General features: G+C 40.8%; 21 protein-coding genes and 4 pseudogenes. 22 read left to right on the top strand and 3 right to left on the bottom strand.

Going from position 1 to position 22,667, the window contains the following annotated elements; translation table 11 throughout:
• Positions 1 to 102 precede the first annotated feature (102 nt).
• The 4 genes from LCD32_RS14090 (at position 103) to LCD32_RS14075 (ending at position 3,522) form a co-directional block, all read left to right on the top strand.
• Complete coding sequence (locus LCD32_RS14090; protein ID WP_224564043.1) at positions 103 to 1,275, top strand: iron-containing alcohol dehydrogenase; 1,173 nt, start codon at positions 103 to 105, stop codon at positions 1,273 to 1,275.
• Between the two features lie 126 nt (positions 1,276 to 1,401).
• On the top strand, positions 1,402 to 2,757 hold the full coding sequence (locus LCD32_RS14085) for a glucose-6-phosphate isomerase (RefSeq protein ID WP_224564041.1): 1,356 nt from the start codon (positions 1,402 to 1,404) through the stop codon (positions 2,755 to 2,757).
• A gap of 115 nt (positions 2,758 to 2,872) precedes the next feature.
• Positions 2,873 to 3,091 (top strand): spore germination protein, encoded by a 219-nt coding sequence (locus tag LCD32_RS14080; protein WP_008345782.1) that lies wholly within the window; start codon positions 2,873 to 2,875, stop codon positions 3,089 to 3,091.
• A gap of 29 nt (positions 3,092 to 3,120) precedes the next feature.
• Positions 3,121 to 3,522 carry a YugN-like family protein gene (locus LCD32_RS14075; protein ID WP_224564038.1) on the top strand — a complete coding sequence of 134 codons (402 nt, stop codon included), beginning with the start codon at positions 3,121 to 3,123 and terminating at the stop codon, positions 3,520 to 3,522.
• On the opposite strand, the gene LCD32_RS14070 is transcribed toward LCD32_RS14075, so the two are convergent.
• On the bottom strand, positions 3,519 to 4,505 hold the full coding sequence (locus tag LCD32_RS14070) for a potassium channel family protein (RefSeq protein ID WP_025207891.1): 987 nt from the start codon (positions 4,503 to 4,505) through the stop codon (positions 3,519 to 3,521). The two genes, LCD32_RS14075 and LCD32_RS14070, sit on opposite strands and share 4 nt — an antisense overlap.
• A 126-nt stretch (positions 4,506 to 4,631) precedes the next feature.
• Here LCD32_RS14070 and LCD32_RS14065 point away from each other — a divergent pair, with 126 nt between their 5' ends.
• From LCD32_RS14065 to LCD32_RS14040, 6 genes are all read left to right on the top strand, one after another.
• The gene (locus LCD32_RS14065; RefSeq protein ID WP_008345775.1) at positions 4,632 to 4,856 is read left to right on the top strand and encodes a hypothetical protein; all 225 of its coding nucleotides are present in this window, start codon (positions 4,632 to 4,634) and stop codon (positions 4,854 to 4,856) included.
• A gap of 81 nt (positions 4,857 to 4,937) precedes the next feature.
• Positions 4,938 to 5,612 carry a zinc metallopeptidase gene (locus LCD32_RS14060; RefSeq protein ID WP_024719711.1) on the top strand — a complete coding sequence of 225 codons (675 nt, stop codon included), beginning with the start codon at positions 4,938 to 4,940 and terminating at the stop codon, positions 5,610 to 5,612.
• 48 nt (positions 5,613 to 5,660) lie between these two features.
• Complete coding sequence (locus LCD32_RS14055) at positions 5,661 to 6,953, top strand: hemolysin family protein (RefSeq protein ID WP_007500537.1); 1,293 nt, start codon at positions 5,661 to 5,663, stop codon at positions 6,951 to 6,953.
• A gap of 136 nt (positions 6,954 to 7,089) precedes the next feature.
• Positions 7,090 to 7,491, top strand: a complete 402-nt coding sequence (locus LCD32_RS14050; protein ID WP_052320647.1) for a secondary thiamine-phosphate synthase enzyme YjbQ — start codon at positions 7,090 to 7,092, stop codon at positions 7,489 to 7,491.
• Between the two features lie 13 nt (positions 7,492 to 7,504).
• On the top strand, positions 7,505 to 8,536 hold the full coding sequence (locus LCD32_RS14045; protein ID WP_052320648.1) for an NAD(P)H-dependent flavin oxidoreductase: 1,032 nt from the start codon (positions 7,505 to 7,507) through the stop codon (positions 8,534 to 8,536).
• A 24-nt stretch (positions 8,537 to 8,560) separates the two neighbouring features.
• Positions 8,561 to 8,809 carry a hypothetical protein gene (locus LCD32_RS14040; protein WP_035389233.1) on the top strand — a complete coding sequence of 83 codons (249 nt, stop codon included), beginning with the start codon at positions 8,561 to 8,563 and terminating at the stop codon, positions 8,807 to 8,809.
• 21 nt (positions 8,810 to 8,830) lie between these two features.
• Here the strand turns inward: LCD32_RS14040 and LCD32_RS14035 are convergent, their stop codons facing one another.
• Entirely contained in the window at positions 8,831 to 9,571 is a 741-nt protein-coding gene (locus tag LCD32_RS14035; protein ID WP_008345763.1) for a protein-glutamine gamma-glutamyltransferase, read from the bottom strand.
• Between the two features lie 156 nt (positions 9,572 to 9,727).
• On the opposite strand from LCD32_RS14035, the pseudogene LCD32_RS19415 reads away from it, so the two are divergent.
• The 9 genes and pseudogenes from LCD32_RS19415 to LCD32_RS14010 form a co-directional block, all read left to right on the top strand.
• A pseudogene (locus tag LCD32_RS19415) lies at positions 9,728 to 10,777 on the top strand (cache domain-containing protein); the annotation flags it as partial.
• The gene (locus LCD32_RS19410; protein WP_370529240.1) at positions 10,769 to 11,719 is read left to right on the top strand and encodes a methyl-accepting chemotaxis protein; all 951 of its coding nucleotides are present in this window, start codon (positions 10,769 to 10,771) and stop codon (positions 11,717 to 11,719) included. The pseudogene LCD32_RS19415 and the gene LCD32_RS19410, both read left to right, overlap by 9 nt.
• 126 nt (positions 11,720 to 11,845) lie before the next feature.
• Positions 11,846 to 12,889, top strand: a pseudogene (locus tag LCD32_RS19405) (cache domain-containing protein); the annotation flags it as partial.
• Complete coding sequence (locus LCD32_RS19400) at positions 12,884 to 13,834, top strand: methyl-accepting chemotaxis protein (protein WP_370529239.1); 951 nt, start codon at positions 12,884 to 12,886, stop codon at positions 13,832 to 13,834. The pseudogene LCD32_RS19405 and the gene LCD32_RS19400, both read left to right, overlap by 6 nt.
• A gap of 176 nt (positions 13,835 to 14,010) precedes the next feature.
• Positions 14,011 to 15,048: pseudogene (locus LCD32_RS19395) on the top strand (HAMP domain-containing protein); the annotation flags it as partial.
• Positions 15,040 to 15,987 (top strand): methyl-accepting chemotaxis protein, encoded by a 948-nt coding sequence (locus LCD32_RS19390; protein WP_407708023.1) that lies wholly within the window; start codon positions 15,040 to 15,042, stop codon positions 15,985 to 15,987. The pseudogene LCD32_RS19395 and the gene LCD32_RS19390, both read left to right, overlap by 9 nt.
• A gap of 164 nt (positions 15,988 to 16,151) precedes the next feature.
• A pseudogene (locus LCD32_RS19385) lies at positions 16,152 to 17,195 on the top strand (cache domain-containing protein); the annotation flags it as partial.
• A complete protein-coding gene (locus tag LCD32_RS19380) occupies positions 17,187 to 18,140 on the top strand; it encodes a methyl-accepting chemotaxis protein (RefSeq protein ID WP_370529237.1) in 954 nt (317 codons plus the stop codon). The pseudogene LCD32_RS19385 and the gene LCD32_RS19380, both read left to right, overlap by 9 nt.
• 90 nt (positions 18,141 to 18,230) lie before the next feature.
• Positions 18,231 to 18,755 carry a type 1 glutamine amidotransferase domain-containing protein gene (locus LCD32_RS14010; protein WP_008344162.1) on the top strand — a complete coding sequence of 175 codons (525 nt, stop codon included), beginning with the start codon at positions 18,231 to 18,233 and terminating at the stop codon, positions 18,753 to 18,755.
• 55 nt (positions 18,756 to 18,810) lie between these two features.
• On the opposite strand, the gene LCD32_RS14005 is transcribed toward LCD32_RS14010, so the two are convergent.
• Positions 18,811 to 19,800, bottom strand: coding sequence for a Gfo/Idh/MocA family protein (locus LCD32_RS14005; protein WP_224564035.1), 990 nt, complete (start codon positions 19,798 to 19,800; stop codon positions 18,811 to 18,813).
• A 200-nt stretch (positions 19,801 to 20,000) separates the two neighbouring features.
• Here LCD32_RS14005 and LCD32_RS14000 point away from each other — a divergent pair, with 200 nt between their 5' ends.
• From LCD32_RS14000 to LCD32_RS13990, 3 genes are all read left to right on the top strand, one after another.
• On the top strand, positions 20,001 to 20,408 hold the full coding sequence (locus LCD32_RS14000) for a DoxX family protein (RefSeq protein WP_135226211.1): 408 nt from the start codon (positions 20,001 to 20,003) through the stop codon (positions 20,406 to 20,408).
• A 51-nt stretch (positions 20,409 to 20,459) separates the two neighbouring features.
• Positions 20,460 to 21,602: an AI-2E family transporter gene (locus tag LCD32_RS13995; RefSeq protein ID WP_007500555.1), complete on the top strand. Its 1,143-nt coding sequence runs from the start codon at positions 20,460 to 20,462 to the stop codon at positions 21,600 to 21,602.
• A 127-nt stretch (positions 21,603 to 21,729) separates the two neighbouring features.
• The gene (locus tag LCD32_RS13990) at positions 21,730 to 22,563 is read left to right on the top strand and encodes an undecaprenyl-diphosphate phosphatase (RefSeq protein WP_024719699.1); all 834 of its coding nucleotides are present in this window, start codon (positions 21,730 to 21,732) and stop codon (positions 22,561 to 22,563) included.
• The last annotated feature ends 104 nt before the right edge of the window (positions 22,564 to 22,667 follow it).

The following is a 22,667-nucleotide window of genomic DNA, read 5'->3' as shown; positions in this document are numbered from 1 at the left end:
AGCTGCTTTTAAGCAGTTATCTTTTTTGAGTTCTGCATGTACATATGTTACAGTAGTCTTTCATGTTTTTGGATATAAATGTTTTAAGGAGATGTAGAACAGATGGAAAACTTTATTTACTATAATCCAACGAAATTGATGTTTGGAAAAGGACAACTAGACGGACTAAAAAGCGAACTCGCTCGTTATGGAAAGCGAGTGCTTCTTGTATATGGTGGAGGCAGTATTAAAAAAAATGGTCTTTATGATAAGGTCATCAGCGCTTTAAATGAAGCAGAGGCTGACGTATTTGAACTGTCAGGAGTTGAACCGAACCCTCGTCTCACTACAGTGCAAAAAGGGATCGACATTTGCCAAAATGAGAACATTGATTTCTTATTAGCAGTTGGTGGGGGAAGTGTCATCGACTGTACAAAAGCCATTGCAGCTGGAGCTGAATATGACGGAAATGTTTGGGATATTATTTCAAAGAAAACGACCGCTCAAAAAGCACTGCCATTTGGCACAGTATTGACACTTGCAGCGACAGGCTCAGAAATGAACCCGGATTCTGTGATCACCAACTGGGAAACAAATGAAAAGTATGTGTGGGGCAGTTCAGTCACGCACCCTGCTTTTTCAATTTTAGATCCTGAGCACACATATTCTGTGCCAGAGAATCAAACGGTGTATGGCATGGTTGATATGATGAGCCATGTATTTGAACAATACTTCCATAATGTCAAAAACACGCCTCTACAAGATCGGATGTGTTTTGCTGTTCTTCAAACAGTCATCGAGACAGCGCCAAAGCTACTTGAAGACTTACAAAACTATGAGCACCGTGAAACCATCCTTTATGCAGGAACAATTGCTTTAAATGGCACGCTGCAAATGGGCTATTTTGGCGACTGGGCATCACATACGATTGAGCATGCAGTATCAGCAGTCTATGACATTCCGCATGCAGGTGGACTTGCGATCCTCTTCCCAAACTGGATGCGTCATACACTTGATCATAATGTCGAACGTTTTAAAAATCTCATGTTGAACATGTTTGACATTGAGACAGAAGGAAAATCGGATCGTGACATCGCATTAGAAGGAATCAACAAGCTGTCAGCCTTCTGGACAAGCCTAGGTGCACCGAGCCGTTTAGCGGATTATGATATTGGTGAAGATCAACTGGACAAAATTGCTGACATCGCAGCAAAAGAAATGGAATATGGTGGTTTTGGTAACTTTATGAAACTTGGCCGTGATGACATTTTAGCGATTTTGAAAGCTTCTCTATAATTTGGATGGCCGCTTCTCTTCATGAGGAGCGGCTTTTTGCTGCATCAATGACGATCACTTGATTTCAATAGCTAGTTCCGCTAAAGTGAAAGGGACAGAACTAACGTAATGGAGGGCTTACAAGCGATGACACATATTCAATTTGACTACTCGAAAGCGTTACCTTTCTTTCAAGAACATGAGCTTACATATTTAAAAGATTTTGTGAAGGTGGCCCATCATAATATTCATGAACAAACGGGTACTGGCAGTGATTATTTAGGTTGGGTTGACTTACCGAAGCAATATGATCGCGAAGAATTTGCCCGCATTAAAAAAAGTGCAGAAAAGATTAAATCTGATTCTGATGTATTACTCGTTGTTGGAATTGGTGGTTCTTATCTTGGCGCACGTGCGGCCATTGAGTTTTTAAACCATTCTTTCTATAATAGTTTGCCAAAAGGCAAACGCAAAACACCGCAAATCATCTTTATTGGAAACAACATCAGTTCTTCTTATTTAACAGATGTAATGGATCTGCTAGAAGATGCCGAATTCTCCATTAACGTGATTTCAAAATCTGGTACAACAACAGAGCCAGCCATTGCGTTCCGTATCTTTAAAAAGCTCCTTATCGAAAAATATGGTGCTGAAGAAGCGAAAAAACGCATCTATGCGACAACTGACAAGGCACGCGGGGCACTCAAAACATTAGCAACTGAAGAAGGCTATGAATCATTTATCATCCCTGATGACGTCGGCGGACGCTATTCCGTCTTAACAGCAGTTGGTCTATTGCCAATCGCTGTAAGCGGTGCAAACATTGATCAAATGATGGAAGGTGCTGCGAAAGCAAGTGAAGACTTCGCTTCATCTGAGCTCTCAGAAAATGCGGCTTATCAATATGCGGTTGTCCGTAATGTTCTTTACAATAAAGGACGGACAATTGAAATGCTGATTAACTATGAGCCAGGCTTACAGTACTTTGCGGAGTGGTGGAAGCAGTTATTCGGCGAAAGTGAAGGGAAAGATGAAAAAGGAATCTATCCTTCTTCTGCCAACTTCTCAACGGATCTTCATTCACTTGGTCAATATGTACAAGAAGGAAGAAGAGACTTGTTTGAAACCATCGTGAATGTAGACAAGCCACGACATGAACTTGTCATCGAAGCAGAAGAACAAGATCTTGATGGGTTAAACTATCTTGCAGGAAAAACGGTTGATTTCGTCAATAAAAAAGCATTTGAAGGCACAATGCTTGCTCATACGGATGGAAAAGTACCGAACCTGATTGTGACGATTCCTGAAATGGATGCTTATACATTCGGATATCTCGTGTACTTCTTCGAAAAAGCATGTGCGATGTCTGGTTATTTACTAGGCGTCAATCCATTCGACCAGCCTGGAGTAGAAGCGTATAAAGTGAACATGTTTGCTTTATTAGGAAAACCGGGCTTCGAAGAGAAAAAGGCAGAACTTGAGAGCCGTCTCAAACAATCATAAGAATAAAAGGCACATCTTTTCATAAGGTGTGCCTTTTTTTATGTTCTCATGGTGTCAGTGCAAGCCTCCCTAAGCTCTGTACATAGAATAATCAATGGAGGAGGTTGATGAAGCGATGAGAACAAATCATATTTATATCCATGACATTTCAGGGCAGGCCATCGTTAACTTTGGGAATGTTGGGCGGATTTGTCCAATGAGTGCTACGAAAGAAACATCAGGAGCGGGCAGTGCGAACGAGACAAATGCATCATCCAGCCAAGCCTTATTTGATGCTGCTTTTACAAACAATGTGCAAATCACGAAAGGCAAATGTATGAATTCCTCTCTTTAACGAACCCTATACAAAAAGGAGGGTTCTGTATGATTCATGTACCATCTAGGCTAACTGGTGAAAGCTTTTCACTGTACCATTTAGAAGAAAACATGAAGCCGCTCGGATATGTCATTAATGGGAATTGGGATTATGATCATGGATATTTTGATTATAAAATTGACAACCGTGACGGCTATACCTTTCTCAGAGTTCCGTTTACAGCCGAGAAAGGACAGCTGGATCAGCCAGGCGTTGTGGTGAAAATGGGACATCCATTTCTCTTAAAGCATGTCTATCAAGATAAATTAGATGACCATGCGATGGTTGGAAATGTAGGGGCATCTTTTAACCAATTCCAAGAACCGAAAGAGAAAGACGGAGATGTGTCAAAGGCTTATACCGAAATTGGCTTTTCACTCGTCAAAGAATTAGAAGATGCACTGCTTTAAAAGCTGATCAGCTCATCCTCTGGATGAAGCTCATATCCAAAAGGAGGATTCATCATGGGTCCTTCTTTTTTTTGTACGCCTACAATGATCACATGATGCTCTAGAAAATGATGAAGTGCCGTTAAGAATGTCTCTCCAGCTAATGAAGCCGGTACTGGAATGATGGTGATCTGTTTATGGAGGGTCATGTTTCTTTTGATTTTTAACGCCATGAGCTGTTCTTTTAAAAGAAAATGCTCCACCATTAAATGATTCACGGCATCAGAAGTGTGGATGACTTGATTGGCTCCAGCCCGCTCAGCATTTTTCACATAGCGATCGGTTAAAATTTCAATTAAACAATATAACGAAGGATTTAATCCTTTTGCCGCAAGCAAGGTTAAGACACTCTGCATATCAGCCGTCACTTCATTTTCATGCTGGTCGGCGGTAATCATCAATGTATCAGCACTCATAATATTTGCTCTGCGAAGTGTGGCATCCTCTGTACCATGGCCTTTAATAAAATGAACATTCTCTAAAAGAGGTCCTTCCTTTAAGGAATCATCAATGAGTACAATCGGCATGGCGGGATCAATGGTTTGAAACGATTGAAGCAGTTTGTTCGTTTTCTCATTCCAGCCGACAATAATAAGATGTCCTTTCCCCTTGAAAGCCACCTTCCCCTCTACATAATGGTGCTGCTTACTGAACACAGCGGCAGCGAGTGTGGCAAAATAAGCCGTTACAAAGCTTGCCCCGATCAGAATCAGCGCCATACCTGCGATTTGTCCGGGCATGGTTTGCGGCACAAAATCACCATAGCCTACCGTCGCGACTGTAATGAGAGCCCACCAGATCCCATCAAAGATCGTATGATACTGCTTTGGTTCAAGTATGACGATTAATTGTCCAAAAAAGAGAAGCAAGAAACAGATGATGATCGCAATGCGAACATAAAGAGGCCATCTTAGCCAGGCAATGAAGATACGGTTTGATTTCATCGAACTCGTCCTTTCAGGGAAACTGCTAATGTCAGTATGCCCGATTAGGAAACAATTTTTCATCATCGTCATGTATTGAAACAGAACCCATATCTTAAAATAAGAGAGAAGAAGGAGGGAATGCGAATGTCGTTTGTTCAAAAGACCGTACTTCTTTTTATCGGCGCACACTTTTTATCATCTGCGGTGATTTTACTCGTGTTTGATTTAAATGCGGTGAACCATTTCATGAATGATTTCTCGTGGCTTCGTTTTTTTCAAGACCTATATGGAACGGTGACATTTTATACAGCATGCATCGGAATGTTCTTCTTTTTCATTGGTGTAGTGATTCCACTTAAAAAGACCTAGTGCTTTTTGCTGTACACGTTACATAAAAGTCATTAAAATTGTAAATAAATATATAAAATAAAAAGGAAGCTGATGAGCATGCTGTTTTTTTATTTTTTAACATTTGCCGCATTGGGATTGTCTTTTTGGGCACAATTTAAAGTAAAGAATAATTTTGAAAAGTATTCAAAGGTTGAAGCTGCCAGTATGAAAACAGGTGCTGAAACCGCTCGATATATTTTAGATCGCAACGGGTTATACGACGTACCCGTTGAACCGGTAAGAGGAACTTTGACTGATCATTACGACCCGACGCAGCGTGTGGTTCGTTTATCTGAACCAGTGTATTATGGCCATTCCATTTCGGCCATTTCAGTCGCATCACACGAGGTTGGACATGCCTTGCAGCATCAGGAATCCTATGGTGCGCTTGTCTTGAGACATAAGATCTTCCCTGTCGTGAACTTTGCATCTGGTGTTGCCCCGCTTCTTTTCCTAGGTGGATTATTGCTCGGCAGCCTTAACTTAATCGGGCTTGGGATCGTTTTGTTCTCAGCTGCTGTGTTCTTTCAGCTAGTGACATTGCCTGTTGAGTTTAACGCAAGTTCTCGTGCAAAGAATATCATTGTTTCAGAAGGAATCATTAGAAGCAGTGAAGAAAGAGGCGTGAACAAGGTGTTAAATGCCGCAGCTCTTACGTACGTAGCAGCGGCCCTTGTCTCCCTGTTTGAATTGCTCCGTTTTGTAATGATCTTCCTAAATGGCCGTAATGATTAATTGACGCCAGAGGAGGTGAGCCCTTACCCGTGTTAGGTAAGGGTTTTTTTGTATATTTTAAACGTATTTTTAGTCCTATTACTCATTGCTGCGACAGCATTTTTTGTTGTCACTGAATTTGCGATTGTGAAAATTAGAGGCTCAAAAATCAATCAGCTGATTGAAAGCGGTGATAAGAGAGCCATTCATGTTCAGAAACTGACAACCAACCTTGATGAATATTTATCTGCCTGTCAGCTTGGCATTACCATCACGGCATTAGGCTTAGGGTGGTTAGGGGAGCCGACAGTGGAACATTTCCTGCATCCGCTTTTTGAAAAGGCAGGGCTTCATTCCGCTTTGACAGACATCATATCGTTTATCATTGCCTTTGTGATCATTACGTTTTTGCATGTTGTCGTTGGGGAACTTGCTCCCAAAACGATTGCCATTCAAAAGGCAGAAGCCGTCAGTCTTGTGACGGCAAAACCTCTTATTTTTTTCTATAAAGTCATGTACCCGTTTATTAAAGCATTAAATGGGGCTGCACGAGGCATTGTGAAATTATTTGGTTTTCATTCTGTCAAAGAACATGAAGTGGCGATCAGTGAGGAAGAATTGCGTCTCATCCTGTCTGAAAGCTACGAAAAGGGCGAGATCAACCAATCTGAATACAAATATGTCAATAAAATATTTGAATTTGATAACCGAGTGGCGAGAGAGATCATGATCCCGCGCACAGAAATCTCTGCCATTGAAATTGAACAGAGCCTGGAAGACGTGACGCATTATATGCTGAACGAAAGGTATACACGTTATCCTGTCATTAAAGAAGACAAAGATCATGTCATTGGTGTGATCAATAGCAAAGACGTATTTAAAGCAAGTTTTCTCAATCAAGAGGTGTCCATTGAAGACTTAATGCGCCCTGTCATTCGTGTCATTGAAAGTACACCGGTTCAAGAATTGCTGATTTTGATGCAAAAGGAACGGATTCATATGTCGGTGCTTGTAGATGAATACGGCGGAACAGCAGGTCTCGTCACAGTTGAAGACATATTAGAAGAAATTGTGGGCGAGATTCGAGATGAATATGATCAAGATGAAACCCCGCATATTGTGAAAAAAGGTGACTTCCACTATGTCATGGATGGAAAAGCCTTGATCGATGAAGTAAATGATTTATTGGATTTAGCGATTGAAAATGATGATGTTGATACAATTGCTGGCTGGATGATGACGCATAAAATTGATTTTGACATTGGAGATATCATTGAAGCAGAAGGCTGTGAATTTAAAATTGTCGATGCAGAAGATCATCATATTCGAACCATAGAAGTAAAAAAGGTTCACTTTTCCTAAAAACCTCGGAGCTATTGACGAGGTTTTTTTGCTTGGTAAACTTTAGGTAAGAAGATTTGTTTCTGCCAACCGGCAGTGATTGGTTTCACATAAAAAGGGTATGGTTTTATAGACATGATCAAAAGGAGCCAGTGAAATGAAAAAAATCAACGTACAAACAGACAAACACGATGACATGATAGACATTACCCATGAAGTTCAGCAATATCTCCGGGAAACTGGAATTCAAAACGGAACGGTTATGGTCTATTGTCCACATACGACGGCTGGAATCACCATTAATGAAAATGCCGACCCAGACGTCAAACGAGATATGCTGCGCCGGCTTGACGAAGTCTTTCCGTGGGAACATTCAAAAGATCGTCATATGGAAGGCAATACAGCAGCGCATATGAAAGCTAGTTATATGGGAGCATCTCAGCATGTTCTTGTCCATCATGGTGATCTTGTGCTTGGAACGTGGCAGGGAATCTATTTTTGTGAGTTTGACGGACCGAGACATCGTCACTTTTATGTACAGGTGTCATCTAACGAGTAAGGGCGGGGAGAAGATGGGAGAATTCACAGCGTTACTTCAAATTGAACATGGCATCATTCAAGCACCAATGGCAGGAGGAGCGGTGACGCCGCAGCTTGTCGCTGCTGTTTCACAATATGGCGGTCTCGGCAGCTTAGCAAGTGGTTATGTACAGCCTGAAAAGATGAGGCAGCAAATCAGACAGGTCAAACAGCTGACATCTCGTCCATTTCAAGTGAATGTGTTTGTCCCTGAACCCATTTCAGAAACGAAAACAGAAGATGTATCATTTTGGACAGACCGGCTGCCTGTCATACAAGAAGCACAGATGATCCCTAGCGAGGAAGAATTATGGAAGGACTATGAACAAAAAATCAACATTCTTCAAGAAGAAGAAGTCCCAGCTGTGTCGTTTACATTTGCCTGTCCAAACGAACAAACAATTCATCACCTGAAACAAAAGGGGATCTTTCTCATCGGAACAGCTACAACAAAAGAAGAAGCACTACTTTTAGAAGAAAAAGGATTGGATGCCGTTGTCCTGCAGGGAAGTGAAGCAGGAGGGCACCGAGGCACCTTCTTACCTTCAAAGGGAGATGCTCTGCAGGGACTTTTCTGCCTGATCAGTGATGTCAGATCCGTCTGTCATATCCCATTGATCGCCGCTGGAGGTATCACAGACCGGACCACTATGAGCGCAGCACTAGCACTTGGAGCAGATGCGGTTCAAATAGGGACACGATTTTTAGCGAGTCAAGAAAGTGCTGCGGCAGATGTGTACAAAAAGGCGCTGTTACAGGCAGAAGGCAGTGAAACAGCGATGACACGGCTTTTCTCTGGAAAAAAAGCAAGAGGTATTGTCAATCAGTGGATGGAGGAAGAAAGACGAAATGAAGACCGGGTTCTTCCCTATCCCATACAGCACGTATGGACAACACCGATGCGAAAAGCGGCAGCTGCTGCAGGAAACCGAGAACAAATGGCTCTTTGGGCAGGTCAGGGGGTTGGCCGTATTCATTCCATTTTAACCGTTGAAGAAATCATGCATGAACTCACGCAGATATAATTTGATAATGGGTGGTGTGACAGGATGGAAATCTTAAAACATTCATATCGGAAAAAAGGACAAATTGAATTTCTATTTGATGATTTTCCGCACTCCCCTGCCGTCCTTACCCCCATTCGTCATTACTATTTCGTTCGTTATGTGAAATGGAATCAGCACGACCCTCCAGTCACAAGAAACGACCTAGAAGAAATGGAAATCCTAGCAAACAAAATGCTTGGCACGCTCCATGATTACCGCAAACGCAAGGCATACAAAGGCCCCTTGTCATAACCTATAGACAAGAGGCCTTTTTTAGCTGCCAAACATTTGCCTGAGATAAATAACATCCATCCTAGTAGTCTGCGGCAGTAAATAAGCGGACTGAACCGCCCCTGGCCGTCTTCTGGCATTTAATTTATCAATAATCTCTGCAGCTGTTAAGATCCCAAGCCCATGCCCATAATATTGATCTTCCCCTAAGTAAATCACATTTTCTCCGCGCCATTGAGACTGTTGATAGCTAAACTCTGGATTCTCGAAATATAGGCAATCCCCATAAATAAAATCATTTCCACGCTCTGTATAAATGGATAATGTATCATAGTGCCAGTCATACAGCGTTAAACTTCTAAGTCTTCGATTGAACTTCTCGTCTCCTACCGTTTGCAGGACTCCCATATAAAACACAATGACAATCGCTGTGGCACATTCAAAGGCATATTTTGAGCCATTTTCAAAGATGTCTTTAATCCCCGTAGATGGCTCGACTTGATAGCGCAGTTCTAACGCTCCGGCCTCTGATACACGCCAATAGGCGTCATTCGCACGGGATCTTTGAAAGATAGCAAATGAGGCACCGCTCTTGTTCAAATCTCTTGCCGCATTCATGATATTCGATCGTAAAGTCACCTCAAATAACAAATCAGATGCCTGCCTATAACGGAACGTATCATTTGAGGCTTGTAATTGCATCAAAATGATCCGCTTTTGTCCTTCTAGCTGAAACGATGCCAGCTGCTCATTTGTCACTGGCTGTCCTGAAAGGATAATCATATGAAAAGCGCCCCCTTTTGTATTAGCGTATGCGGGATGCTTGGGCAAGGAATCAATTTGTGAAAATAAACAAAAAGACATCCTTTTTATTTGAAAAACATGAAAATAATATGAAGCTGTCCGATATAAAACATAACGTTTAAAAGGAGGAAAAACATGAAAAGTATCATAAAATGGTTGAAAAAACCATCGATTTCTAAAAGGCTGATTATTTCATTCACACTTGTTCTCGTCTTGCCTATCATTACACTCAGTACGATTTCATATCAGATTGCCAAAGAAGAATTAGATCATGAAATCATGTACGGAGCCAACGCAAGAGTCAATGAGCTGAATGACATGATCGAGCAAAAGCTTTTGAATAAGGAGAACGCAGTCAAACTGTTTACCGAAACATCCAGTGCTGCAGACTTTAAAAAGAAAAACCAGGACGAACTGTATGAGCATTTTGAGATATACAGTAAAATCAATGAAGATGATGTAGTTGGATTTTATGCAGCAAGTAAAAATCGTGACTTTATTCAGTTCCCTAAAGTGGACATGCCAAAAGGCTATGATCCAACAACTCGTGATTGGTATAAAGCGGCGATGCAGGACGAAAAAGGCGAACCTGTGGTCACCAATCCATACATCTCTGCCACAACAAACGGCATGGTTGTCACAATCGCTCAGCGTCTGAAGGACGGGTCGGGAGCCATTGGGATTGATATTGATGTTCAGGATATCGTCGATAAAATCAAAGATATTAAAATTGGACGAGAAGGATATCCAATTATTGCAAATAAAAACAAACAGATTGTAGCTCACCCAGAAGAAAAATCAGGCTCTGCAGTTACAGAAAATATTTCATCAATCCTTTACAGCGGCAAAGAAGGAACATCAACTTATGAGAATAAAGGAGAGCAAAAACGCCTCGTTTTTGTGACAAATGATTTAACAGGTTGGAAAATTGCTGGAACGATGTTTGTATCAGAAACAGAAGAAGCAGCACAGCCAGTTTGGAATTCTGCCATTATTCTTTTAATTTCTTCTTTTATCCTTGGCGGTATCGCTATCTTCTTTATCGTTCGCTCCATCACAATTGGACTTAGAAGGCTTGTTGATTTCTCAGAAAAGGTGAGTGAAGGGGATTTAACGGAAACCCTCGAAACCAAATCGAAGGATGAAATAGGAGACCTCACAAGAAGCTTTAGTAAGATGAGTGAATCTTTGCGTGAAGTTATTCGAGCGGTCCAGCAATCTGTCGACAATGTGGCTTCAGCTTCAGAAGAGCTGACTGCTAGTGCCAGCCAAACAAGTCAGGCGACAGAACATATCACCATGTCGATTGAACAATTCTCAAATGGGAATGAAGCACAAAATGAGAAAGTCGAATCTAGCACGAATCAGCTTGTCGCAATGAATGAAGGATTACAAGGTATGTCACAAACTTCATCAGAAGTGACTGCTGTCTCCATTCAATCGACAGAAGCGGCTGGACAAGGCGGACGTATCGTTGAAAGCACAGCGAATCAAATGAAACATATCGACACATCTGTACAAGAAGCAGAACAAGTCATGAAAGAATTAGAATACAAGTCTAAAGATATTACGAGCATTTTAAATGTCATTAATGGCATTGCAGATCAAACGAATTTACTTGCACTCAATGCAGCCATAGAAGCAGCAAGAGCAGGTGAATCAGGGCGCGGCTTCTCTGTCGTAGCGGAGGAAGTCAGAAAACTAGCGGTTCAATCCGCAGATTCAGCGAAAGAAATTGAAAAGCTGATCCAAGAAATTGTGTTGGAAATTTCCAAATCTCAAGAGATGTTCAAAGCTGTTAACCGAGAAGTAAATGCAGGACTTGGGATGACAGAAGAAGCAAAAGAAAGCTTCCAAAACATCTATGAGGCGGCAGAAGGTATGTCGAAAAAGCTCACTCAATTAAATGATACAGCGGTTGACCTATCAAGCGGATCAAAACTTGTGTCACAAGCTATGCAGGAGATGCGTCAAGTTTCAAGAGAAAGTGCGGCGAACATTCAAGATATTGCGGCATCTGCTGAAGAACAATTGGCATCTATGGAAGAAATTTCGTCCTCTTCTGTCACACTTGCCAATATGGCTGAGGAACTAAAAGAGCTGACAAGTCAATTTAAAATTGATTAAAAAACGATGAAAAAATATCCAGAATTGTCTGGGTATTTTTTTTATTTTTAAACGTCATTTCCAGCCCTCTAAAAATAAACCTTTCATCCGATAATAACTTTAGAGAAGTAAAGGGGGAAAGAGAAAATGGGAAAAATGATCCAATGGTTCAAAAAACCATCCATTTCTAAAAAATTAGTTATTGCCTTTTTGGTAGTCCTAATACTGCCAACTGTTGCACTGACCATTAGTGCGTTTTTCACATCAAAGACAGAGTTAGACAAACAGATTATGGGCAGTGCGATGAGTCAGGTCAATGCATTTGATACCTTAATCGATGAGAATATTGGGAACAAGGCAGAGGCTGTGACCCTGTTTACAGATGATCTCAAAGCGGCTAATCTTCAAGAAAAAAATAGAAAAGCTACCATTAAAGAATTGCAGCAATACGGAAAAATTAATGAAAAAGATGTCTCAGCCATTTATGCAGGTTCAGAAAAGGGCTTGTTCATGCAATACCCAGTTCAAAAAATGCCTGATGGCTATGACCCGCGAGAGCGTCCATGGTATCAAGAGGCCATGATTGCTGATGGTAAACAAGTCATCACGAAGCCATACGTCGCAGCATCTACAGGTAAAATGGTCATCACCATTGCCCAAAAAACGAAAGATGGCTCAGGGGTAATTGGTCTTGATATGGAAATTGACAGCCTCATTCAAAAGCTAAAAGAAATCAAAATAGGTCAAAAAGGATATGCTTTCATCATGGAGAAGGATAAAACCGTGTTAGCAGATCCAACCCAAAAGGCTGGAAGCAAAGTCAGTGAGAATTTGGCGAACATTATTTTTAAAAACAAACAAGGAAACGGCAGCTATACACTCAATGGAACAGATAAAAAGGTGGCGTATGTCACCAATGAACTAACCGGCTGGAAAATCGGCGGAACGATGCTCGTATCAGAAGTAGAGGATGCAGCTAAACCCGTTTTCAATACAGCCATTATTGTGTTCAGTGTGACACTGATCGTAGCAGGAACCCTCATCTTCTTTATTGTCCGCTCTATTTCAAGTAGATTATCCAATCTTGCCCGTTTCTCGAAAAAGGTCAGCGATGGTGATTTACGTGATAAACTTCAGATTCAATCAGATGATGAAATAGGACAAGTTGGTAAAGGCTTTAATACGATGATTGACTCATTAAGATCCCTCATTGGTGCCGTCCAAACCTCCGTTGAAAATGTCGCTTCTTCATCAGAAGAACTGACCGCAAGCGCAGGACAAACAAGTAAAGCAACAGAGCATATTACATTAGCCATTGAACAATTCTCTACTGGTAACGAAAGCCAGAATGATAAAGTGGAATCAAGCTCAGAAGAGTTAGAAGAAATGAACAGAGGCCTTCAGCACATGAATGAGTCGGCTGAATCGATTACCGCTTCATCCATCAAATCAACAGAGATTGCAGGAGAAGGCGGACAGCTAGTAGAAAAAACCGCCTCTCAAATGAACGTGATTGATCAATCAGTGAAAAAAGCAGAGAATGTCATCAGTGCGCTGGAAAGCAAATCAAAAGATATTACCCAGATTCTTGGTGTCATTAATGGCATCGCAGATCAAACGAATTTACTTGCGCTGAATGCAGCGATTGAGGCAGCAAGAGCTGGCGAATCTGGTCGAGGCTTCTCCGTTGTAGCAGAAGAAGTAAGAAAACTTGCTGTTCAATCTGCCAACTCAGCGAAAGAAATTGAAAACTTAATCAAAGAAATCGTTCAAGATATTGATGTATCACAAGAAGTATTCACAGCAGTAAATCAAGAAGTTCAATCAGGCTTAAGCTTTACTGAACAAACGAAAGTCAGCTTCCACAATATTTTCGACATGACCAAAGAAATCTCAGATCAGCTCCAAACAATGAATCGAACAGTTGTCCAGCTGTCAAAAGGATCTGCACATGTTTCTGAGGCTGTCCGTGAGATTGCAGACGTATCACGTGAAAGCTCCGCCAATATTCAAGACATTGCCGCTTCAGCTGAAGAACAGCTGGCATCAATGGAAGAGATCAGCTCATCCTCTGCCACCCTATCTTCAATGGCAGAAGAATTACGTGATTTGATTAGCAAATTTAAAGTCGAATAAACAAAATGAAAAGAACCTCCAGCTAGGGGGTTCTTTTTTGAACTGAATATAACGAAAGAAATAGGTAAATATGCTTATTTTGATGAGTTTTCGAGCATTACACCTTGAAAAATAATCCGTATTACCTAAAAATAGAGGGGGATGATCCCAAATCATAAACCAAAAGGAGTAGAGTCATGAAAAAAATCAACTTTTTTAAGCACTTTACGATGTCAAAGAAATTAATTACTGCATTCTTAGCGATTCTCCTAGTGCCCATTCTTGTGTTGGCCGCATTTTCCTATGAAGTGGCGTCTAAGTCTCTCAATGATGAGATTATGTCTAGCGCTGCAAATGGTGTGAATCAATTAAATGAATTGATCAATAAAGATGTACAGCCTAAAATTGATATTGTTTCATATTTATCTAAATCGGTGAAAAAAAAGGAACTGGCCTCTAAAAATAAGGATTTACTTAAGGTGAAATTAGAGCAACTATCGGAAACAGACGACGATGTCGTAGAAGTATTTGTTGCAGATCAGAATGGTAAACTAACTGAATATTCAGAGATTCATAAAGGCAGTGCCAAAAGCGCAAAAAATGAACCATGGTTTCAACAATCAATGGGAGATGACAAACTCATCATTTCAGATCCTTTTACAGACAAGTCATCAGATGACCTGCTCATCACAATATCAGAACAGTTAGCAGATGGTTCTGGTGTTATCGGCATAAATGTACGATTGAACACAATTGTGAAAGATACAAATAGCATCAAAATTGGTCAAGAAGGTTATGCGTTTGTCGCTACCTCAGACCAACGTTACATTGCTCATAAAACGGAAAAGGCCGGGACGAAACTGACAGGCGATTTCATCGAAAAGATGTATCACAATAAAAAAGGCAGTTTCGAATATGAATTCAACGGACAGCCGAAGCAAATGTTTTATGACACAAATGAAGCGACAGGCTGGAAGCTTGCGGGAACAATGTATGTCAACGAAGTGAAGGAAGCCGCACAGCCAGTGCTTGACTTAACCATGATCATCCTAGCTGCTGCGATTGTCATCGGTGGAATCGCGATTTATTTTATTATTAAATCGATCCGAAAACCACTCATAGAGCTCTCTGAATCGGCTGAGAAAATCAGTCAGGGGGATCTCACCCAGCATATCGAGGTGCGCACTCACGATGAAATCGGCAAGCTTGCACAGAGCTTTAACGATATGTCGGCAAAGCTGAAACAAGTCATTCAAGCCGTCCAGAATTCAATTGAAAATGTTGCTGCCTCATCTGAAGAATTAACGGCTAGTGCAGGACAGACAGCCCAAGCGACTGAGCATATTACCTCATCTATTGAACAGTTCTCAAACAGCAATGAACATCAAAATGAGATGATCGAAAAAAGCTCTGTCCAGTTAAACGACATGGATCGAAGCTTATCACATATGGTCAACACGACTTCTCATATGATGGAATCATCTATTGAGTCTAGCAAAACCGCTCAGGCTGGTGGAGAGCTCGTTCAAAAAACAGCAGGTCAAATGCAAACGATTGAACAAGCAGTGAAAGAAGCAGAGCTTGTGATTGCAGGGCTAGAACAGAAATCTAAGAACATTACAAGCATTCTTGGAGTTATCAATGGCATTGCAGATCAGACGAACCTCCTTGCTTTAAATGCAGCGATAGAAGCAGCACGTGCAGGTGAGGCAGGAAGAGGCTTCTCTGTGGTCGCTGAAGAAGTCCGCAAGTTGGCAGAGCAATCAGGCAGCTCTTCAAAAGAAATTGAAAGCCTAACGAACGAAATCGTAGATGAAATTGAAAAGTCGCAGAAGATGTTTAGACAAGTAGCAGGTGAAGTTCAATCTGGATTAAACATTACAGATGAAACGAAAGTGAGTTTTGAGAAAATCACCCATAAGACATCAGAAATGACAGAACAAATGAAACAAATGAACGGGTCAGCCCAAGAACTTTCTCATGGCTCAAACGATATTTCACAAGCAGTCAATCAAATCAAAGAGCTTTCACGTGAAAGTTCCGCAGGTTTCCAAGATATTGCGGCTTCAGCAGAAGAACAACTGGCATCAATGGAAGAGATCAGCTCATCTTCCGCCACTTTATCTCAAATGGCAGAAGAACTGAGAGAGCTCATCAAACAATTTAAAATATAAGAGTCATATGGAACACCTGACGTTTTGACGTCAGGTGTTTTTCCGTTCTTTGCACATAATTTGGGTATTTTGGACTTATCTAGACTTTAATAAATTAAAAAAGTAAAGAACCTAGTAGTACTTCCGATATATATACTATCTTACTAAAAGGAGTTTTCTTTTTTATGAATTTCATACAGTATTTCAAAAAACCATCTATATCAAAAAAGCTCGTTTTCTCTTTCTTATTTATTCTTTTATGCCCAATTATCGTATTGGCATTCTCTTCATATCATACGGCGAGCACCTCTTTAAATGATCAAATCATGCAAAGTGCAAAGGAAAATGTAGAACAGCTGGACAAAAACATTACGAAGGTTGTGAAAGTAAAAACAGACGCAGCCGATTTCTTTAGCAAATGGATTACGAAGAAAAAGCTGGGGCAAAAAGGAACGACTGATATTCAAGGGCGCTTTGAGCAATTCATGAGCATGAATGATGACACAGAAGGCATCTTTGTTGCTTCAAGTGATGGAAAAGTGTTCTCAAGATATCCAAATCAAAAAATGCCTGCTGATTATGTCGCAACTGAGCGGGATTGGTACAAAGATGGCTGGGCGAAAAACGGTGAGCTGTCTGTTTCCGCTCCATACCCAACCGCATCAACTGGTACACTTGTTGTGACGATTTCTAAAAAACTAGAGGACGGTTCTGGTGTTATTGCCATGAACCTGGACATTGCGAATCTAGTAAAAGAGTCTAATAGTATCAATATTGGTAAAGAAGGTCATGCTTTTATCGGAAGCCCAGATCGAACATACGTGGCACATCCAACGAAAAAAGCAGGAACAAAATTAACAGGTGATTGGGTAGACAAGCTTTATACACAAGACAAAGGTTCAATGAGTTATATGTTTGAAGGGAAAGAAAAGCAAATGGAGTTCACAACAAACAAAGCGACTGGTTGGAAAATTGCCGGTACAATGTTTGTCAGTGAAGTAGAAGAAGCGGCGCAGCCAGTCTTCAACATGGCGGCCATTATATTAGCTGGTGCGCTCATCATTGGCGGTATTCTCATCTTCTTTATCATCCGTTCTATTACAAAACCACTTTCCATGCTTGTCTCCTCTTCTAAGAAGATTAGCGAAGGAGATTTAACAGAGAAAATTGATGTCCGGTCAAAGGATGAGATTGGTCAGCTCGGTACAAGTTTTAATGAAATGAGTGAGTCACTCAGAGATGTGATCCAAGCTGTACAGACATCTGTTGAAAACGTGGCGTCATCGTCGGAAGAACTGACGGCAAGTGCAGGTCAAACGACAAAAGCAACCGAACATATTACATCATCCATTGAAACATTCTCGAACGGAAACGAAAATCAAAGTGAAATGGTGGAACAAAGTGCAGCCCACTTGAAACAAATGAACGAAGGGCTAAATGAAGTTGCACAAACATCTGATGTCATTACAGAATCATCGGTTCAATCAAAAACAGTCGCAGAAACAGGCGGACAGCTTGTTGAACAGACAGTTGGCCAAATGAAAACGATTGATCATTCAGTGAAAGAAGCTGAAAGTGTGATCAACGGATTAGAGCATAAATCAAAAGATATCACCAACATTTTAGGTGTCATTAACGGTATAGCAGATCAAACGAATTTACTGGCTCTGAATGCAGCCATTGAAGCAGCACGTGCGGGCGAGTCAGGCAGAGGCTTCTCGGTTGTAGCAGAAGAAGTCCGTAAGCTGGCGGTTCAATCATCAGATTCTGCAAAAGAGATTGAAAAACTCGTCAAAGAAATTGTCTCTGAAATTGAAACGTCTCAAAATATGTTCAAATCTGTGAATGAAGAAGTAAAAAATGGTCTATCAATTACAGACCAAACAAAAGAAAGCTTCTCACAAATCAATCAGCAAACGGCAGAAATTGCGACAAGAATCAATGAAATGAATACGACAGTTCGTGAGCTTTCAAAAGGATCTGAGCAAATTTCTAAAGCAGTGAATGAAATTGCAGATGTATCGAGAGAGAGTTCAGCAAGTATTCAAGATATCGCGGCATCAGCAGAAGAACAGCTGGCATCAATGGAAGAGATTAGTTCTTCTTCGACGACGCTTTCCCAAATGGCGGAAGAATTGCGTGACTTAATTAAAAAATTCAAGATCAGTGAATAATAGAAAGTGGTTCTCCTCAAGGGGAACCGCTTTTCTTTTTAAGAGATGATCTCGTACAATAGAGGAAATCCGAAGAAAAGGAGAGATGTTATGCGTTTATCAAATAAGAAGGTCATTGCGTTAGTCAGTGATGATTTTGAAGATTTAGAGCTATGGTATCCCGTTTTGCGATTAAGAGAAGAGGGGGCAACTGTCCATCTCGTAGGCGAAAAAGCAGATCATGAATATATCGGGAAGTACGGAGTGCCGGCTGTATCAGATGCAGACTTCTATTCCATTCAAGCAGATGATTATGATGCGGTTCTCGTTCCTGGGGGATGGGCGCCCGATAAACTGCGCCGATATCCAGAAGTATTAGACATCGTTCGTACGTTTGATGCAAAGGGCAAACCGATCGGACAAATCTGTCATGCCGGCTGGGTGCTCATTTCAGCTGGTATCCTGAAAGGTAAAAAAGTAACGAGTACACCTGGTATTAAAGATGATATGACGAATGCTGGAGCAGAATGGTTTGATGAAGCCGTTGTGACAGATGGTCATATTGTATCTAGCAGACGCCCGCCGGACCTTCCGCCATATGTGAAAGCATTTGCCGATGTATTAGCGGCAAACTAGATTCACATGAACAAACAAAGGGCTGTAAAACGCCCTTTGTTCATTCAATGCCTCATTACATTTGTCTGTCGGCTGGATAGATAATGCCCATTTGTCTTCTCGCCTCGTCCATGACGGACATGGTTTGAACGGATAAGGCAAATGTATTGATTGGAGACTGTCCCTTTTTTTGCTTGATGCATTGAATGAAGTGATCGATTTCATAATACATAGCAGGTTGATCATCTTTGAGAGAAATATCGGTTTGCTGTCCATTCCAATCATGGATGATGATACGAGAAGGGCGATGGAATTGATCAATCACCATCGTGGCATCCTCCCCTTGAATTTCAGCAGATACATGAGATGTTGAGATTTTTGAATGGAAAAGAAGTGCTTGATGTCCTTCATATTGTAAAAGTAATGAACCGCTCCCATCTACTCCAGAAGAAAGTGTATAGCCTCTCGCGGTGATTTGATTTGGCAGCCCGAATAAATAAATGATGGGAAAGACAAGATACACGCCGATGTCCATTAAGGAGCCATTGGATAATTCCGGCTTAAAAGCGTTTGGAATTTCACCGTTTCGGTAGGCATCGTATCTCGAGGAATATTTACAGTAATGAGCGATCACTTGCCGAATGGGGCCTAGTTGATCAAGATGCTGCTTGATTTGAAGAAAATTCGGCAGAAATGTGGTCTTCATCGCTTCCATTAAGCACACCTGATATTTTTTCGCAGCAGCAATCATTTCTTCAGCCTCTTTACGGTGAGAGGCCAATGGTTTTTCACATAATACATGTTTTTGATGCGCCATCATCAGCATCGCTTGCTCTTTGTGAAGGGCGTTTGGACTTGCGATATACACAGCATCAAACGCATCACTTGCCGCCATTTGCTGTAAATTAGTAAAGACGGTATCAATGCCATACTTGTTTGCAAATGCCTGTCCTTTTTCAGCAGACCGAGAATAGACGGCCGTACATGTAAAATCCGCCACTCCTTCACCAGCCTGTAAGAATCGATCTGTAATCCAATTCGTTCCGATGACAGCAAATCGAATCATCACATTCCCTCCTTCTGCTTTTCTCTGATTATACATGCTTTGAAAGCGTTTGTATGAAAGAATCTTCTTTTTTATTGAAAAGCGGATGAAACCTTTACCTTAGCTGATGCGTCTTACATAAAGAATATAAATGTACGAAAAGTGGATAGTTTCCTCCTTCATTCGGGTAATACTTGAGAAGGAGGGAGGAGGAAACGAACATGAAGCGCATCCTACATATAGGAAGTACATACGCATTCGCGCTTTTATTTATAGCAGCCGGTGTTTTTCATGTGATAGAGCCAAGCGGCTTTGCCCGCATGATGTCTGGATGGCCATTTCCCTATGGCATCATTTATGCCACCGCATGCTTGGAATGGCTGCTGGCCGTATTACTGCTTCTTCCAAACGTAAGGATTGTGGCAGCAAAAATGATCGCTGTCTATCTGGTGCTCATTTTCCCTGCGAACCTATTTGCTGCGAGAGAAGGGATTCCATTTCCAGGGCAAGAGAGCACAGAACAAGCCTTGTTATGGATGAGATTAATCGGACAACCGATTTTGATTGGATGGGCCATGTCCATTGCGAAACATGAAAAAAAAGCTAAAACAATGATCACAAAAAGATGATCAAGTAGTGTACAATTTACTAATAAAATAGCCCGTGTTTGGAGGAAAGATATGAATTCTATGCAAATGTGGAGCAGTCGATTTAGAAAATTTTTTCTTGATAACAAGTTTGTTCTCTTTTTACTCATCCTGCTATTAATAGGGTTGAATATCCTTGTTTTCATGAAAGCATCTTTTATTTTCACACCGCTCATTGTACTCATCAAAACCATTGCCTTACCGATTATTTTAACGGGGGTTGTGTATTATTTATTAAATCCAATTGTGAATTTATTAGAGAGATTTAAGGTCAAACGGATCTTTTCGATTTTGCTTTTATATATCGTCATTATTGGGATCATTACAGTGACCATTGTATCTATTATTCCTTTTTTACAAGCACAAACGATGAGTCTGTTTCATAATCTGCCAAAATACGTTGATACGGTAGAAGAACAGATTAGACAATTAACTGGAAGCAACTTTATTAGTCAAGTGCAGAAAACGATGAACTTTAACGTCTCTGAATTGGTGAGTAAAGCGTCAAGTCAAGCGACGAAGATTTTGGAAAGTACTTTTACCGGAGTCGGCACTTTCTTAGGGGCGCTTACTGAAATTATCATCTCGATCGTGACGGTTCCGTTCATTCTGTTTTATCTATTAAAAGACGGCAAAAAACTGCCTGACTATTTCTTGAAATTTATCCCGAATAAGTTTAGAGACCATACTCATATCGTGCTTCACGAAATGAACCATCGTCTAAGTTCTTATATACGCGGGCAGATCATTGTCAGCTTCTGTATCGGTATTCTTCTTTTAATTGGCTATATGATTATTGGACTTGACTATGCGCTGCTGCTGGCAATTATTGCGGCATGTACAAGTGTAGTGCCATACCTTGGTCCAACCATTGCGATTACACCAGCGATTGTGATTGCGCTTGTGACATCACCAGTGATGCTTTTAAAACTCATCATTGTCTGGACAGTGGTTCAACTTATTGAAGGGAAATTCATTTCTCCTCAGGTCATGGGGAAAAACCTTCATATCCATCCGATTACGATTATTTTTGTTCTATTAACAGCAGGTAAATTGTTCAGCGTAGTCGGCATCATTGTCGCGATTCCGACGTATGCCGTTCTGAAAGTGATCACGACCCACCTGTTTGATTGGTTCAAAATGCGATCCAATTTGTATAAAGAAGAAAAGGTTTGATGTCATAATCTTTTTTAGAAAAAAATATAGTATCATAAAGACGAGCTTTCGAAAAAGAAAGCTTGTCTTTATGTGGACATAGATGTTTGGCCAGTTCAAAAGATCAGAATTGAAAGGAAAGAAAATCATGAATCTATGGGATTTATTCGTGGCACTGGTTTTAGGAATTGTCGAAGGATTAACAGAGTATGCACCTGTCTCGTCTACAGGGCATATGATCATTGTTGATGATCTTTGGCTAAAATCAAAAGACATCATTACGCCAGAGGCTGCAAACACATTTAAAGTCGTGATTCAGTTAGGTTCTATTTTAGCTGTCATGATCGTGTTCAAAGATCGTATTTTGAACTTGTTAGGCTTAAAGAAAAATATCACAGAAGAACAAAAGCGCAGCGGACATAAGCTGACCATTGCTCAAATTGCTGTTGGACTCGTCCCAGCCGTCATTTTAGGATTCTTATTTGAAGATTATATTGATAAATATTTGTTTGATGTGAGAACGGTCGCTGTCGGTTTGATTTTGGGGGCTGTGCTGATGCTTGTCGCTGATTGGATCAATAAACGTAAAACAGAAACAAGCTCTGTGGATAATATGACGTACAGACAAGCGCTGTATATCGGGCTATTTCAATGTTTAGCACTATGGCCAGGCTTCTCGCGTTCAGGTTCTACAATAGCAGGTGGTGTTATTCTTGGACTGAATCACCGAGCGGCGGCTGACTTTACGTTTATTATGGCCATGCCGATTATGGCGGGAGCAAGCCTCTTGACACTTGTTAAAAATGCCGAATATTTAACAACAGACATGCTTCCATTCTTTATTGTGGGCTTTGTGAGTGCGTTTATTGTGGCTCTCTTTGTTGTTCGATTCTTCCTAAAACTGATTAATAAAATCAAACTTGTGCCTTTTGCGATCTACCGAATCATCCTAGGTCTGATTTTATTTATCCTGTTTATGTAATGATGGAAAACTACTCTTTTAAAAGAGTAGTTTTTTTGTTATTTTGCCCTTTTAAACAGTAAAAACAGCCTCTTAATTGGTAGAAAAAGAAGTTTTTTCTTAAA

This window comes from Bacillus sp. RSS_NA_20, from assembly GCF_020165915.1.
In the GTDB taxonomy this organism is placed as follows: Bacteria; Bacillota; Bacilli; order Bacillales; family Bacillaceae; genus Bacillus; species Bacillus altitudinis.
Note: the sequence above shows the minus strand (reverse complement) of the source record. Positions and strands in the feature narration are given on the sequence as shown.

What these genes read in the sequence shown, in the direction of transcription:
- LCD32_RS14090 (WP_224564043.1), top strand. Translation starts at nt 103, where the DNA reads ATGGAAAACTTTATTTACTATAATCCAACGAAATTGATGTTTGGAAAA.
- LCD32_RS14085 (WP_224564041.1), top strand. Translation starts at nt 1,402, where the DNA reads ATGACACATATTCAATTTGACTACTCGAAAGCGTTACCTTTCTTTCAA.
- LCD32_RS14080 (WP_008345782.1), top strand. Translation starts at nt 2,873, where the DNA reads ATGAGAACAAATCATATTTATATCCATGACATTTCAGGGCAGGCCATC.
- LCD32_RS14075 (WP_224564038.1), top strand. Translation starts at nt 3,121, where the DNA reads ATGATTCATGTACCATCTAGGCTAACTGGTGAAAGCTTTTCACTGTAC.
- LCD32_RS14070 (WP_025207891.1), bottom strand. Translation starts at nt 4,505, where the DNA reads ATGAAATCAAACCGTATCTTCATTGCCTGGCTAAGATGGCCTCTTTAT.
- LCD32_RS14065 (WP_008345775.1), top strand. Translation starts at nt 4,632, where the DNA reads ATGTCGTTTGTTCAAAAGACCGTACTTCTTTTTATCGGCGCACACTTT.
- LCD32_RS14050 (WP_052320647.1), top strand. Translation starts at nt 7,090, where the DNA reads ATGAAAAAAATCAACGTACAAACAGACAAACACGATGACATGATAGAC.
- LCD32_RS14045 (WP_052320648.1), top strand. Translation starts at nt 7,505, where the DNA reads ATGGGAGAATTCACAGCGTTACTTCAAATTGAACATGGCATCATTCAA.
- LCD32_RS14040 (WP_035389233.1), top strand. Translation starts at nt 8,561, where the DNA reads ATGGAAATCTTAAAACATTCATATCGGAAAAAAGGACAAATTGAATTT.
- LCD32_RS14035 (WP_008345763.1), bottom strand. Translation starts at nt 9,571, where the DNA reads ATGATTATCCTTTCAGGACAGCCAGTGACAAATGAGCAGCTGGCATCG.
- LCD32_RS19410 (WP_370529240.1), top strand. Translation starts at nt 10,769, where the DNA reads ATGAGTGAATCTTTGCGTGAAGTTATTCGAGCGGTCCAGCAATCTGTC.
- LCD32_RS19400 (WP_370529239.1), top strand. Translation starts at nt 12,884, where the DNA reads ATGATTGACTCATTAAGATCCCTCATTGGTGCCGTCCAAACCTCCGTT.
- LCD32_RS19390 (WP_407708023.1), top strand. Translation starts at nt 15,040, where the DNA reads ATGTCGGCAAAGCTGAAACAAGTCATTCAAGCCGTCCAGAATTCAATT.
- LCD32_RS19380 (WP_370529237.1), top strand. Translation starts at nt 17,187, where the DNA reads ATGAGTGAGTCACTCAGAGATGTGATCCAAGCTGTACAGACATCTGTT.
- LCD32_RS14010 (WP_008344162.1), top strand. Translation starts at nt 18,231, where the DNA reads ATGCGTTTATCAAATAAGAAGGTCATTGCGTTAGTCAGTGATGATTTT.
- LCD32_RS14005 (WP_224564035.1), bottom strand. Translation starts at nt 19,800, where the DNA reads ATGATTCGATTTGCTGTCATCGGAACGAATTGGATTACAGATCGATTC.
- LCD32_RS14000 (WP_135226211.1), top strand. Translation starts at nt 20,001, where the DNA reads ATGAAGCGCATCCTACATATAGGAAGTACATACGCATTCGCGCTTTTA.
- LCD32_RS13995 (WP_007500555.1), top strand. Translation starts at nt 20,460, where the DNA reads ATGAATTCTATGCAAATGTGGAGCAGTCGATTTAGAAAATTTTTTCTT.
- LCD32_RS13990 (WP_024719699.1), top strand. Translation starts at nt 21,730, where the DNA reads ATGAATCTATGGGATTTATTCGTGGCACTGGTTTTAGGAATTGTCGAA.